Raw genomic sequence first — 14,995 nt, forward strand, 5'->3', positions numbered from 1 at the left:
TGTTATAATAAGTGTTTTATCTCGTTTTACTTGCTGGTAATGCCGTTATTACTGGCTTGCGGAAGTTATTAACAATTTTAAGGATTGCGTTGTCAATAAATCGCAAATCGACATAGCGATTGGCACGAAACTTGCCTTACCTTGTACAATAAGCATCTTATTTCATTCAGAACTGGTTATTCTGATTGGTTAAATGATTGGTTAAAGAGAAAATCCGCCTAACGTGGCGGGTTTTTTTATGGGTGTTTGTAATATTAATAGATGCTATGAAACTTGACTCTATGCGTATTTTAACAGAAAGTCAAAAAGAATGCTAATGATATAACTTTATTATTTATGTTGCGTTCATATAGTAGTAAGCATCTTATTTCATTTCAGAACTGGTTATTCTGAAAATGGTTAAAATGATTGGTTAAATCAGAAAACCCGCCTAACGTGGCGGGTTTTTTGTTTTTAAACACTCAAAGCCGGCATTTCAAATTTGTATTGAAGCTATACTATCCTAACACATTTATTCGTGAACTATAAATTACCCTGAATGGTTTGAAAAAAAATGGGGTGGGTGTAACCTTTTAAAATAACCCACGTACTATTCCCTGTAAGCATCTTATTTCATAACGGAGCTGGTTACTTCGGAATGGTATTGAATTTAATTGTTTTGAAAAAATCCTGCCCAATGTGGTAGGATTTTTTTGTTAGTGCGATTTATTGCCGGTCGTTTACTGAAAAAATTCAATTTTTTTCTATCTAGCGTAACCTTTTAAAATAACCCACGTAATATCCCCTGTAAGCATCTTATTTCATAACGGAGCTGGTTACTTCGGAATGGTATTGAATTTAATTGTTTTGAAAAAATCCTGCCCAATGTGGCAGGATTTTTTTGTTAGAGTGTTTTCTTGCCGATCGTTTATTGAAAAAAATCAATTTTTTTCTATCTAGCGTAACCTTTTAAAATAACCCACGTAATATCCCCTGTAAGCATCTTATTTCATAACGGAGCTGGTTACTTCGGAATGGTATTGAATTTAATTGTTTTGAAAAAATCCTGTCCATGTGGCAGGATTTTTTTTTGCTTCCGTTTTTATTTTTGCTACTTACCTAATACATTATGGCATTCCTTAATAATAAGTAACAGTTCAAGAATAAAAGACTGTTATTTGATTACTTATGAGTGAAACAAAATAAACTGTAACCTTTTAAACGAAAAGCACGTATCTCAAGACAAGCATCTTATTTCATTCTCTTCAGGATTGGTTATTCTGAATTGGTTAATTGATTGGTTAAAACAGAAAACCCGCCTAACGTGGCGGGTTTTTTGCTTTTAAAAAAGGATGTTTCAAAAGGTTATTTAGTTTCAATAACCAAATACTTTGATGTAGACCAAAACTCAATTGGTTTTGTGATTTTCAATACTTTTTCATTTTCACCTTCCAGGGTATAGCTACCTTCGGGATGCACAGTAACAAGTTTTACGTCTTCTGCATTTAAAGCCAGGCTGGTAAATTTTGTGATATCAACCTTGGCAAAAAAGTCTTTATTGAAATTATCTTTAAGTTGCTTGGTTCCTCCAAGACCTATAACTGTGCCGTCTTTTTCAAGTACGCCGTTGTCTTTTAGGTCTTTAAAAGTTCCCATAGCATAATATGCTGTATTTAATTCATTAGATTGCATAGCAATCATGTCGCTTTGAATTTCAGTTCTGAATTCGGCAGAATCAAGCATCTCATTTAATATTTCTATTGTAAAGTTAGCAGCGGTTAGATTTTCCTTTAAATAAGAAATTTCTTCCTCTTTGCTATCAATATCAGAGCTTAGCTGGTCAATCATTTTCTTAAATCCGGCAGTTTGTGTGCCGTATTTGCTTACCCGCGACTTTAAATTGTCAATCGTAGATTTATTCTCTTGAAGCAAGTTGTTAATTGCTTGAATATCTCTGGTTATTTCGTCGCGAGACTCTGGGCTTTCTTCTAATTCACTGTTCAGAGATATTTCTTTTTCACGTTCACTAATTAAGCCCAGGTTGCGCTGAATGGTGGTAAAGCTTTCTTCAAACAATTTTAGAGTTGAATCTTTAGCTGTAACTTCTTGAGAAAGTGCTTTGTTTTCTTCTCGAAGTTTTGCAAGTTCCTGTTCAGTTTCTTCATTCGTACAAGATGCAAGACTGGCACCAATAAAAACAATTAAGAGCATTTTTTTTATCATAACGTATAGCTTTATAAGGATCAAAGATAAATTTTCAGTCGGGATATGATTTCTATTTGATGAAAATATTTTCAGAAACAAAAAAACAAAAAATATTCTTCTTAATTTTAAACCACGATAACCAAATATCCTGTGCCGGCTACTTACAGATTTATTGAATCAAAAGATTTTACATTTATAATGACATTTGCATCCAGATAATTAGCGAAACCACAGAGATATTTTGAAAAGACCAATTCCGTTTTTAGTATTGTTTGAGTGTTTAATTCACTGCTTTTTTATTTCAGATTTATTTGCCCAGTCATCGCTTACAGCAAATGCTGAACAATATGTGCAAGAAGAATGGACTGTTGAAAATGGGCTTTCTGTAGGGCATATAAATCAAATTTATCAAACACCCGATGGTTATATTTGGCTCGCTACATTTAACGGGCTTATCCGTTTTGATGGATTGCGGTTTACCCTATTCGATGTAAGCAATACCCCTGAACTACCCTCTAATAGAATCGTGCTCTTGCAACCAGGTCAGGGCAATAGTTTCTGGTTGTTTACAGAACAACGCGATATTTTACATGTTGAAAACAATCGCTATCTGCAGCATGGTCCGTTTCTAAGTATTGAGCATCAGAGAGTTATTCTCGATGGCGACTCGCTTAGCTGGGTTACTTCGCGAAGTGGTTTGAAAAAATTAGTGAATGATTCCTTAGTACCCTGCACGTTTGCGCAACTGAATAGCAAGGACGTTTTATCTGTTTTTCGTGCCAAAAACGGTGAGTTAATAGTGACCACAAAGACGGGAGCAATTTATAAGACCAGATTTCCGTATAGCGAGTTGATCAAAATAGCCGAATTTTCAGAGTCCAATAGTACAGAGAATGTGATGGAAGACCGTGAGGGCTCAATTTATCTTTATAATAATTATGTGCGTAAAATTTCTGACGATAGTACGCTTATATTCAATCAAACCAATACCACTTCTGAAAATTGGAGCGGCGTATCGCCCTTGTATTACAATTTAATGGAAGATAATAATGGGGTGAAATGGACTATTACTGAAACCGGGTTTTTCCGTCTGACTCAATCCGGCTTTAAGCTAATTCAAAAATACAACCATGTTTCTCCCGAAAGCAGTGAAAGGCAAGGTGCGGGTATGTGTAAATGTTCTGATGGAACAGTGTGGGCAGTAGTAAATAAAAATGTCTATAAAAATGGTGTTGAGCAGTTTGAGCTAAATCAAAACGGTGCCACAATTTTCTGTGATAGCGAAATGAGCATTTGGATAACAAACAGAATTAATGGCGTGCAGCGATTTAGCGAATCCTTATTAAAGTCTTATAAATCAAAAGAATCTGAAAATAATTTTTATGGAATTTTTCAGGATTATTCGGGCAAAATCTGGTTTGGAGAATGGATTCAATCTTTATACTCATTAGGTAAAAGTGAGCAGGTTATTGAGGAGCCTGTGGCACCGGATGTGGGAGTTACAGCAGCGTTTGCAGAAGATCAAAAGCATAACTTATATATTGGTCCGTACCACATTGAAGACTATGATTGCAGAGGTTGTTCTAATGCCAAGAGGTTGCCCGGACTCCCAAATGAAGTTTTCGCTATTCACCCACTAAGTGATTCAGCCATTTATTTTGGAACACTTCAAGGTCTTTATTTTTACGATGGTGAAGTGGGAAAACAGATTAGTGATGGAGATGAAATTCCAGATTTCGCTGTACGTTATATTTTAGAAACTAGTAACTCCAATTTGTGGCTTGCTACAAACGGCAGTGGTGTTCGAAATTTTAATTATGCAACTCGCAAAAACAAGTATTATAATACCAAAAATGGTTTGTCTAGTGACAATGTGCGCGCATTAATGGAAGATGCTGATGGCTATATTTGGGCGGCAACAGAAGATGTTGGATTGAACAGAATAAATCCGAAAACCGATGAGATTGTTTGGATTCAAAAAAAAGATGGACTTTACGAGGATGGATTGCACAGTTTATTGCTCGACGATTATAATCGGTTATGGATGTCAACCAATCAAGGGATTTTTTGGATTGATTTTGCCGAACTATCCGCTTTCGCAAATGGAAACGAAGGAAAGCTTCGTTCTACGGTATATACAGAGCGCGACGGAATGCCTAACCGTGAGGCAAATGGAGGGTTTCAGAATAGTGCCATGAAATCTGAAGATGGAAAGCTTTGGTTTTCAACACAGAAAGGAGTCGTTTGTGTAGATCCTTCCAAGATAAATCGCAATTTGCCGTTGCCACCGGTTGTTATCGAAAGAATTAGCTCAAATGATAGCACACTATATCTTCTCGAAGATGAGCTCATTCTTTCAAAAGACCAGCAGAATTTAATTATCGGTTTTACGACACCCTCTTTTTTGGCACCCAACCGCATACGGTTTAAGTACAGACTGGCAGGATTTGATACTGACTGGGTAGAAAGTGGTTCGCGCCGGGAAGCAATATTTACCAATCTCCCTGCTGGAAATTATAAATTCGAAGTGGCATCATCATACGAGGGAGATTTTGACAATGCTTCGATCACATCGTTTAATATAGTGAAGGAGCCTAAATTAAGTGAAAGGTGGTGGCCATGGGTTTTAGCTGTTATTGTGGGGCTTCTTATAATATACGCTATCCTAAAATGGCGGCTTCATCAATTGCATCGCCAGCAATTACACCTTGAAAAAGAAGTCGCTTCTCGCACCCGCGATTTGGAAGCTGAAAAACGAATTACCGAAGCACAAAAAGAGAAATTATTACTCCTCGATCGGGAAAAAAGCAGATTCTTTGCAAATGTGTCACACGAGTTTAGAACGCCCTTAACACTGATTATTTCGCCTCTTCGCGATCTGCAAAATTCGGCTTCCGCCAATAACCTTACTCAATACGCAAAAAATCAAATTGATACGGGGTTAAAGAATGCAACCCGCCTTATGCGGCTCGTAGAGCAATTGCTCGATATTGCACGTCTTGAAGCAAAAAAGCTACAGTTGGATTTTCAAATACTAGAGATTAATGAATACATCCGTGATTTGGGAGAATCATTTATTGGATTGGCTGAGGTAAAGCATATTAAATTGAAAATTTCAATCGAAGACGATCGCTTGTTTATGCGCTATGATCCAGATCAATTGGATAAAATCGTTGTTAACTTATTATCTAACGCTTTTAAATTTACACCAGCCGATGGTGAGATTCATCTCGATTTAAGGTCTGACAATCAATTGGTGTTTATTTCTGTAGCCGACACGGGTAGGGGGTTAGCACCTGAGAATTTACCGCATCTATTTGATCGTTTCTTTCAAGTTGAAAAATCTGAGTTGCAGCCAGGATCGGGTATTGGGCTATCTATTGCCAAAGAACTCACGCAACTTCATGATGGTAAAATTGAAGTGAGTAGTGAAATGGGAATTGGCAGCACCTTCACACTAAGCTTTCCCCTGGTAAGGCGAGAAAAAAATGACCCGCCGGTTAGGGAAGCTGCTCACCGTGATTTCGCCCCGCATGAAGCAATGATCGAATTTGAAGCAGATGAACCAAGAATTAAAACCGAAGACTTAAATGGTGATTCGGCTCCTAAAAAAACGATACTAATCGTTGATGACAATTTAGATATAAGGAATTATGTAGCAGATAATTTCAAAGCTGATTATGATATCGTGCAGGCAGAATCGGGATCAGAAGCGCTGAATAAAATAACAAATCACCTTCCCGATCTGATTATTTCTGATGTAATGATGCCAGACGGAGATGGTCTGGAATTGCTCGAGGCGATAAGAGCTGAGCCTGAATTTGCATATTTGCCGGTTATTTTGCTTACTGCCAAAGCTGAAGTAAGTGATAAGTTGGAAGGCTTGAAAATTGGCGCAGATGACTACTTAACCAAGCCATTTGATATCATGGAGTTAAAATTACGGGTTAGTAACATCTTGCTTTCGCGGATGCGGCTTCAAAAATATTTTTTAAATACAAGTTCTTCTGAACCAATTAAAATCCAATCCTTATCAGTAAATGTGCCATCTCAAGATACCGAATTTATTAGTCAATTGGGTGAAACTATTCACCAGAATTTCACAGATGAGGCGTTCTCGGTTGAAAAACTAGCGAGCTTAATGGGGCAGAGCCGTAGTAATCTTTACAGAAAGGTTATAGCACTTACAGATGAATCGCCAAGCGAAACTTTAAAACGCGTTCGGCTGGAACATGCAGCACAACTCTTAAAACAAAATGCGGGGAGCATTAGCGAAATAGCTTATGCAAGCGGTTTTAATAGCATCTCTCATTTCTCAAAAAGCTTCAAAATTGCATATAATGTTTCGCCAACAGTATATTCGCAAGAATAAAAACTAGTATTCACTCAACTTTTTGCCTCTGATAATCAATTAGATGTGTTGCTTGCAACATAATGCCAAAGCTTTGCAACATATGGCAAATGCTGTTTTGGTGTCTAGCCATACATTTGGGTCAACAACTAAAGTTAAAATCTGACTTTGGTTTTAAAATAACCAACAATAACTCGACATGAAAACGAAAATTTCAATTATTGCAGCTCTTTTAACTATATACGTGAGCACAGGCTTTTCACAAGTTGATGCCAATTTTAATTTCGATCAATACGTGGAAAATGATCTTTTAACAGCAATGAACTTAGATTTTGGGGACGCACCTAATGCTCATTCTGATTCGGATAACGCCACAGCGAAAATTACAACTTATCCCGAGTGGGCAGGTAACGGTGAATACACTGACGTGAATCAATATGTTTATTTAAATCTGGAGTTTCCCGAAGAAGCAAGAATAACCGGACGAACCGGTATAGTAAAAGTTCAATTTGATATTTATCAAAATGGTTCTATTGGAAATATAGACTTTATAGAATCGCCAGATGCGGCTTTTAATAAAGAAGTGATGAGATTACTAGCCGTTATGCCCAATTGGAAACCTGCGTTAAGCGGTAAAAATCCGGTTAAATCCCGTTATCAGCTCAATATTAATTTCTCGCTCCGTTAATTGTTAAAGACCTTTTCGTAGAGGGGTGGAGTAGCAGAATGATTTGTAAAAAATTCGTTCTGCTACCCGCTTATTCTCTTAATTCTTTCATTTGTTATGGCAAATGAAAAAACGGATAGAATAGCGTGCGATTATGTGCGCAGCGAATTGGAGTTTCTCTCCACCATGAAAGTCAATGAACCGGTTATAGCTATCATTTCAGAGCATATTACGCGACTAAATGACGCAGTAAATTGGTTAAACCAAAAATTAGGAAAAAAAGTTATTGTTGCAGGAGCTTCTTTGAGTAACCACTTTCCTGAATTTTTGAAGAAATTAGCACCGGACATTTTGATAGGTGATTCTTTAAAAGCCTTATTGAGTATGATGGGGGAGAAGCCACTTGGCTTAATCAGAAATGGCGGCTACATTTATTTCGTGGAAAGCTCCAGGGGGCACGAAATAAGAGAATGGCTTCGAATTGATAATCGGGGACAGCATCTGGTGGATGTGTGGATAAAGCTAAACCAGAATCAGGCACCTCTGCATTTTCAATAAGGAGAGATGGTTTTGAACTGACTAATTATCCGCTTTTCTGTTTTTTTTAGTAATTCTCCACGTCATTTACTCCTATCTCTTTGTGAAACTACCATTCCCATTTGATTAGGTTTAGAATTTTGACAATCTTCGCTGTTTATAATTTACTAAACACTTTTACCACGAAAGTCTTTATCTGAATCTGCAATTATTATGAAACGAAATCTACTCATTATAGTCTCTCTTGGCCTTCTGTTCCCAGCTTGCGACTCACCTTTCAGAACACAAAAGACGGCGGTGCCTCAACAGTCTTTGCAAATCCCAACACAGGAGCATTCAATACAGGCGGTAAACTGGCAACAGCAAGCCGCGGAGTACCGAGCACTGTGCTTGCAGGCTTATAATTTTGCCAGACTGAGGCTGGATGCTATGCTCGACACAACAAAGATGGATGTAAAGAAGCTGGCTATAGTTACTGATCTTGATGAAACGGCAGTAGATAATAGTCCTTTCAATGCTAAGATGATTGAACTTGATGAAGCTTATCAAAAATCGCGCTGGATAGAATGGGGAAATGAGGTTTCAGCAAAAGCTGTTCCCGGAGCAGTTGAATTTTTGAAGTATGCGGCATCACAAGGTGTTGAAATATTTTATATTTCAAACAGATATCCCGAGCAGCTCCAAGTAACCATTGAAAATTTAGATAAACTTGATTTCCCTTTTAGTGATGAAGCTCATGTAATGCTTAGAAATCAATCGAGCGGAAAACTGGAGAGACGCGAAAAGGTTGAAGAGACACATACCATTATTATGCTACTGGGAGATAATCTGGCAGACTTTACTGACTTGTTTGAAAAGCAGAATTCTGGCCGACGACATGCGCTCGTAGATAGCCTCGCAGCCGAATTTGGATCTCGCTTCATTGTTTTGCCCAATGTAATGTACGGCGATTGGCAAACAAATGGTATTTATGAAGGACGTTATGACTGGACCGAATCGCAAAGAGACTCAATACGACACAAAAAATTGATTTCTTATTAGTCTAATTCCTGAGAACAGTCGAAATCAGGTTCTGAAAATAAAAAAAGCCATCTGGAGTGCAGACGGCTTGATTTTTTTTTGGATTGACAACCCTTATTTAGTTGCTGCCCATTTTTTTACTTCTGCTCTAAACCACTCATCAGCTGCATCAGTCCATTTGTAGTTTTTGCGAATGTAAGACACAGAATCTTTTTCAATGTCGGTATAAGAATCACCATCTTTTACAGCTTTAATAAGTTTTTCAGCATCAGCCATAGAAATACGTCCATCGCCTGAACCTGATGTCATCTTTTCTGCATGATCAAGGAGTTCTCCATCATATTTTTTACCTTCAATTGTTTTGTAATAGCCCATAATAGTGTTGTTTTTAAGATGAATAAATTTGATCAGCCCAAAAGATAATAGAATTCCTTGGAAATATCAACCCATTGAGCCTCTTTCTATTAACATTTGAAAGTTTTAACTTAAAATTCGCCTATTTTTTAAAATTATCGGAGATTACCAATTCTTTTGATCCCGGCGTATGGGTGTAAAACCCTTCACCGCCTTTTGCACCGAGCTTGCCGGCCATTACCATATTTACCAAAAGGGGAGAAGGAGCATATTTATCGAGGCCAAAGCCATCGTGCAATACGCGCATAATGCTGAGGCATACATCTAGACCAATAAAGTCGGCCAATTGCAGTGGCCCCATAGGATGTGCCATTCCCAATTTCATTACGGTATCTATTTCTTCTACACCGGCTACTCCTTCGTGAAGGGTATGAATCGCTTCATTGATCATTGGCATAAGTATTCGGTTTGCGACAAAACCAGGATAATCATTTACTTCGGTAGGTACTTTACCAAGTTTTTGAGATAAATCCATTATCACTTCCGTAACAGAATTGCTCGTAGCATATCCTCTTATCACTTCTACCAGTTTCATAACGGGTACAGGATTCATAAAGTGCATTCCGATTACTTTGTCGGGTCTGCCGGTAGCAGCAGCCATTTTTGTTATGGAAATAGACGAAGTGTTTGTCGCTAAAATACATCCCTCTGGAGCAAATTCATCCATTTGCTTAAACAGTTGGAGTTTTAAATCAATATTTTCGGTGGCAGCCTCAACTACCAATTCCGCCTGCGCCAATCCCGATTTCATAGCGGTACTTGTTTTTAAGCGGCCAAGGGAATCATTTTTATCCTTTTCCGTTATTTTTTCTTTCGCTATCATTCTGTCCATATTCTTACCTATGGTCGCAACGGCTTGTTTGAGTGCATCTTCAGAAATATCGATAAGGTTTACATGGTATCCGTTTTGAATAAAAACGTGAGCTATGCCGTTACCCATGGTTCCGGCACCTATTACTGCAATTTTTTTCATCTAGTTATTGAATTTAAATTTTTGCTCCATCAGGCCTTCTGAGCCTTTGAATATTACTTTGAGCGCACAAAGATAATGAGCTGTGCAGTAAAGTCGTTATTTTCCGCTGCCTTTTAGAATAATAATAATGGTGTAGGCCAAAATTTTAATATCAATAGCAAGCGACATGTTTTCGATGTAAAGGACGTCGTATTTCAAGCGGGCTACCATTTGCTCTACATTCTCGGCATAGCCGTATTTTACCTGTCCCCAGCTGGTTATGCCTGGTTTTACTTTCTGTAAATGCCGGTAATGGGGAGCTACTTTTACTATTTGATCAATATAATACTGTCGCTCGGGTCTGGGCCCCACAAGGCTCATATCACCTTTGAGGACATTAAAAAACTGTGGAATTTCATCCATCCGTGTTTTTCGCATAAACCTCCCTATAGGCGTAATTCGTGGGTCATGCTTGCTACTTAACTGAGGGCCTTTACGCTCGGAATTCAGGTACATTGACCTGAACTTGTAAATATAAAATGGCCTGTTGTGCTGACCTATACGTTCCTGCTTAAAGAAAATAGGCCCGGGAGAAGAGAGCTTTACGAGGATAGTGAGTATAATATAAACAGGCACTAAAATGAATATGGCAAATATAGATCCAAAAAAATCTATAAGTCTTTTCAGAAAAAACTGCCAGGAAGGCATTATTTCTGTATTGATTTCAATAAGTGGCGCACCAAAAATGCTACTCATTTTTACCGATCCGGAAAGAATATCGTAAATATCAGGTATAATCTTGATTTTCACTTTCATAGATTCTAAATTAGACACAATGCTTCCCAGATTATTATGCTCTGACGATTCTATGGCAATTACAACTTCTTCAACTTGTTTTTCTTCAATAACGCGGTTTATTTCTCCGAATTTCCCCAGCCAGGGCAGCTCTTCTTGTAGCAAATGGTCTTTGCCATTCACACTTACATAGCCTACAAATTTAAATCCCGGTGATGGCATCATGTTTTCCATTTCGCGATACACGTTCAGCGCTTCTTCATTTCCACCTATTATAATTGTATTAAACCCGATCTTTCTTTTGTGAATACGCTTTACAGATTGTGTTGTCAGGATTATTCTAAGTGTAAAGGATAGCGTGAAATGGAGTAGGAAGAGTACCATCAGCGACTTGTAGTAATACACATAACTTGCAATTTCGTCGTCGAGCAAAACAAGAAAGAAGAGAATAATAACTCCTGTAATGGAAGAGAGTAAAACCTGCCCCAGTTCGCGTAAGCGGTGTCGGCGATATATATTTCTGTACATTCCAAAAAGGGCGTACAGTGCCAACCAAAAAAGTGGAATGAGCATCAGGCCGTAATAGAATCGCTCGTCAAACTGGAAGGGGATATCGTAACCGAATTTTAAGGGTTCGATAAACTTTTTTCGAAAAATATAAAATAATACCCAGGCCACAGCCGCACTCATTAAGTCGGCTATAATATATTTTGATACCTGTGTTTTCTGATTCATCACTACGGATAAATAAACTTGAGATTATCAATATACAATTCCGCACCACTTGACCCTGCCGGTAATTCTGATTCGAGATAAATTTCGAAATTTGTTGTAGAAACTTCCCGGGCTATCTCATCTGTTAAATCGACGTACACTTTAGTAAACTCCTCCTGTGGTAGAAGTCCCAAAGCAAAAACTTTTTTTGGGAAAGGGTCTAGGGTTAATATGCCGATTTCCAGTGGGATAGTGCCCTTAAAGTCTATTTCAAGATAAATGCTGCTCCCCTTGGGTAGATTGTTAAGACCCCACGAAGAGCTCACTTCAAAAAGATTGCTATCGGGAGTCAGCAATACGTGAAGAACATCAATGTCATTTATAAATGCACTGTTTCTTGTCGACGGACTAAGTGTGGATCCTTGTAATTCGAAATCTTCGATTTCAAAATTCAGACCTTCACTGTAATATTGGAAAGTAATTGAAGTGTCTGCCGAAATGGGAATACGCGCATCGGGGATAAGTGTAATGCTGCGTCGATTGAGGTCGTAAAAGGGATAAATGCGTCGGTCTGAACTAAGCCCATTGTTTTTTATTCCCGCTCCAACAGCTATCTCCACGTCGCCCGATTGCATGATAGGCACAGTGGCAGGCAATTCAAACGTGCCAACAAAGGTATTGTCGGCAAAAACAGTTACATCTACAATATTATTGGTGTTTGCGCCCTGTTCTGCATTGGTCTGAAGATCAGCAGCACTAATAAGTATAAAGCTTGGAATGTCTTCTTCTTTGTCAAAAATATTGCAACTCGTTAGGATACCAATACAAACAATCAGGTAAATTCTCTTCATAAGCAGTTATGGAATAAAGGGCGCAAATTTATTGAAATTGTGCTAGAAAGAGTCATAAAAACATCCATACATGGTTATCTTAACTCTGATAACGCCAATTAACGAATGTTAATTGCACAGATAGCTGTTTTTTTAGCTTCATAGTGGGATGCCTTAATTGACCGTGCTTCTATTACAGATAAATGAGAGCTGCATTATTTGGAATAATATTAAATTAACTTTCAGAACATAAATAGGTTACGTGGTGGATTCGTTTCTTTAACACAGAGAAAGGAAGCGTTTTTCTTTCATTACCAAATCAATTTAAAAATTTAAAAATTATGTTTTTATGTTTTGTTGAAGGCCATAAAGATGGCGTTGTAATAAAGAATATTGAAGTCGATTGGTGGAATGCCAGTAAACTCGAGTCAAAGTACCACTTTAATGAGGTGGTATTTGCCGGAGAGCTTGATTATCATTTAACCGTTTCGGCTGTAGAGCTTAAGGAAATTCTTGAGGACAATATTCACGTTTACAAATACGATAAACTTACCGATGGCATTCGAATATTAATGACAAAACGGGCAAGAATCACAGATCAAATAGAAGATCTTATAGCCCATTCAGAGGAGTACGATGAACTAAAAATCATATTGTTTTATTGGCAGAGTTCGGGTGGAGCATTTTGAAAGCTCACAAATAAAATTACCAGAAGCGCCGTTAGTATTCGTTCCCCTTTTTCAGTTTATCTACAATTTTATAGGCTATATCAAGTGCCTTATATCCGTCTTCGATGGTTACGGGCGGAGGGGTGCCGGTATTTATCGCTTTCGCGAATGCCGTCAATTCATCTTTTATGGCATTGTTTTCTTCTATTTTGGGCTTTTCAAAGAAGATTTCTTTTACGCCTTTTCCTTCACCTAAATCTATACTCATAGAAAACGGATCAATCTCGCCTTCTACATCACGCATTTTTACGATTTCAGACTCTCGCTTCAAAAAGTCAACGGATATATAAGCATTCCGCTGAAAGAAACGCGATTTACGCATGTTTTTTAGTGAAAACCGGCTGGCAGTGAGATTGGCTACACAACCATTGTCAAACTCCAGGCGGGCACTTGCAATATCGGGCTCATCGCTTACAATGGCTACCCCGCTTGCGCTTATTCGCTTTATATTAGACTTTACCACGCTCAATACAATGTCTAAATCGTGAATCATTAAATCCAGAACTACAGAAACATCGGTGCCACGCGGATTGAACTGGGCGAGGCGGTGAGTTTCTATAAACATGGGGTTATCAAAATGGTCGCGGGCTGCCACAAATGCAGGGTTAAAGCGCTCTACATGACCTACCTGTACCTGCACATTAGCCTCTTGCGATAAGGAAATCAGCGATTTGGCCTCTTCAATTGTGTTCGTAATAGGTTTCTCAATAAAAATATGTTTTGATTTTTTCAAAGCCTTAGCTGCACATTCGTAATGTCCCAAAGTTGGTGTTACAATGTCAACCACATCTACAGCATCTATTAATGCATCCATAGATGGAAATTGCTTTACACCAAGCTTTTCAGCTGCATCGGCGGCAACCTTTGGGTCAGGGTCAAAAAATCCTACCAGCTCGTAATCAGCTATTTGCTTTAAAAGTTTAATATGGATTTTTCCGAGATGGCCGGCACCTAATACACCAATTTTCAACATTACTTATACATTTTCAGCAAAGGTAAGCCATGCGATTTCGAAGTTTTAAAGAGATTCTCATTTTTATTAACAAGATAGAAGAAGATTGGCTAAATTTATACTTTTACCGCCCGATGAACATGATTGATACCTTTAAACACCAAGGCTTGCGCCGAAATTTGATTGCTACGCTCAAAACCAAAGGAATAGAGAATCAAGCAGTGCTGGATGCCATTATGAAAGTACCGCGTCATTTCTTTATGGATTCTGCATTTCTCAATTTTGCTTATGAAGATAAGGCATTTCCGATAGGTGCAGATCAAACGATTTCACAACCATACACCGTAGCTTTTCAAACTGACTTGCTGGATGTAAGAGCGGGTATGAAAATTCTGGAAATAGGCACAGGAAGTGGTTATCAAACCGCTGTACTTACAAATTTGGGATGTAAAGTTTTTTCTGTAGAAAGGCAGAAAACCTTACACAAAAAGGCAGTTCAGATGCTAAGCAAGTTAAATAGTACAGCTAAGTTATTTTATGGCGACGGCTACAAAGGGCTTCCTTCATTTGCTCCGTTCGACAGGGTATTAATAACCTGTGGAGCACCTTATATACCTGAAGATTTAATTGATCAGCTCAAACCCGGTGGAATTCTAGTCATTCCTATTGGCGACGGCGATGATCAGATTATGACGCGAATTGTGAAAAAAGCCGATGGAGGACTGGAGAAAACTACCCATGGCGTTTTTAGATTTGTGCCCATGCTTCAAAATAGACAGACCTCTTGAAAATGAGATTTTTTAAGAGCTTTACTAGCTAACTGATCTCAAGAGATTAGGTAAGTTCTAAGT

The 14,995-nt window shown here is 38.2% G+C and carries 12 protein-coding genes; 6 read left to right on the forward strand and 6 right to left on the reverse strand.

Annotation, left to right across the window (positions count from 1 at the left end; genetic code table 11):
• Positions 1-1,344: 1,344 nt before the first annotated feature.
• Positions 1,345-2,202, reverse strand: a complete 858-nt coding sequence (locus G3O08_RS01560; protein ID WP_163282915.1) for a Cbp1 family collagen-binding glycoprotein adhesin — start codon at positions 2,200-2,202, stop codon at positions 1,345-1,347.
• 223 nt (positions 2,203-2,425) lie between these two features.
• Here G3O08_RS01560 and G3O08_RS01565 point away from each other — a divergent pair, with 223 nt between their 5' ends.
• The 4 genes from G3O08_RS01565 to G3O08_RS01580 all read left to right on the forward strand — a co-directional run bounded on the left by G3O08_RS01565 (position 2,426) and on the right by G3O08_RS01580 (position 8,780).
• Complete coding sequence (locus G3O08_RS01565) at positions 2,426-6,556, forward strand: hybrid sensor histidine kinase/response regulator transcription factor (protein ID WP_163282916.1); 4,131 nt, start codon at positions 2,426-2,428, stop codon at positions 6,554-6,556.
• A gap of 178 nt (positions 6,557-6,734) precedes the next feature.
• Positions 6,735-7,223 (forward strand): energy transducer TonB, encoded by a 489-nt coding sequence (locus G3O08_RS01570; RefSeq protein ID WP_163282917.1) that lies wholly within the window; start codon positions 6,735-6,737, stop codon positions 7,221-7,223.
• A gap of 96 nt (positions 7,224-7,319) precedes the next feature.
• The gene (locus tag G3O08_RS01575) at positions 7,320-7,760 is read left to right on the forward strand and encodes a hypothetical protein (protein WP_163282918.1); all 441 of its coding nucleotides are present in this window, start codon (positions 7,320-7,322) and stop codon (positions 7,758-7,760) included.
• Between the two features lie 192 nt (positions 7,761-7,952).
• Entirely contained in the window at positions 7,953-8,780 is an 828-nt protein-coding gene (locus G3O08_RS01580; RefSeq protein ID WP_163282919.1) for a 5'-nucleotidase, lipoprotein e(P4) family, read from the forward strand.
• 93 nt (positions 8,781-8,873) lie between these two features.
• Here G3O08_RS01580 and G3O08_RS01585 read toward each other — a convergent pair whose 3' ends face one another.
• The 4 genes from G3O08_RS01585 to G3O08_RS01600 form a co-directional block, all read right to left on the reverse strand.
• Complete coding sequence (locus G3O08_RS01585) at positions 8,874-9,134, reverse strand: hypothetical protein (protein ID WP_163282920.1); 261 nt, start codon at positions 9,132-9,134, stop codon at positions 8,874-8,876.
• 121 nt (positions 9,135-9,255) lie between these two features.
• Entirely contained in the window at positions 9,256-10,146 is an 891-nt protein-coding gene (locus G3O08_RS01590) for a 3-hydroxyacyl-CoA dehydrogenase family protein (RefSeq protein ID WP_163282921.1), read from the reverse strand.
• A 96-nt stretch (positions 10,147-10,242) separates the two neighbouring features.
• On the reverse strand, positions 10,243-11,655 hold the full coding sequence (locus G3O08_RS01595; protein WP_163282922.1) for a sugar transferase: 1,413 nt from the start codon (positions 11,653-11,655) through the stop codon (positions 10,243-10,245).
• A 2-nt stretch (positions 11,656-11,657) separates the two neighbouring features.
• Positions 11,658-12,485 (reverse strand): hypothetical protein, encoded by an 828-nt coding sequence (locus G3O08_RS01600; protein WP_163282923.1) that lies wholly within the window; start codon positions 12,483-12,485, stop codon positions 11,658-11,660.
• Between the two features lie 320 nt (positions 12,486-12,805).
• Between G3O08_RS01600 and G3O08_RS01605 the strand changes: the two genes are divergently transcribed.
• Positions 12,806-13,153 carry a hypothetical protein gene (locus G3O08_RS01605; protein ID WP_163282924.1) on the forward strand — a complete coding sequence of 116 codons (348 nt, stop codon included), beginning with the start codon at positions 12,806-12,808 and terminating at the stop codon, positions 13,151-13,153.
• A gap of 31 nt (positions 13,154-13,184) precedes the next feature.
• Here G3O08_RS01605 and G3O08_RS01610 read toward each other — a convergent pair whose 3' ends face one another.
• Positions 13,185-14,165: a Gfo/Idh/MocA family protein gene (locus tag G3O08_RS01610; RefSeq protein WP_163282925.1), complete on the reverse strand. Its 981-nt coding sequence runs from the start codon at positions 14,163-14,165 to the stop codon at positions 13,185-13,187.
• 119 nt (positions 14,166-14,284) lie between these two features.
• On the opposite strand from G3O08_RS01610, the gene G3O08_RS01615 reads away from it, so the two are divergent.
• Entirely contained in the window at positions 14,285-14,932 is a 648-nt protein-coding gene (locus tag G3O08_RS01615) for a protein-L-isoaspartate(D-aspartate) O-methyltransferase (RefSeq protein WP_163283102.1), read from the forward strand.
• The last annotated feature ends 63 nt before the right edge of the window (positions 14,933-14,995 follow it).

The sequence above is a fragment of the Cryomorpha ignava genome, assembly GCF_010686655.1.
Classification (GTDB): Bacteria; Bacteroidota; Bacteroidia; order Flavobacteriales_D; family Cryomorphaceae; genus Cryomorpha; species Cryomorpha ignava.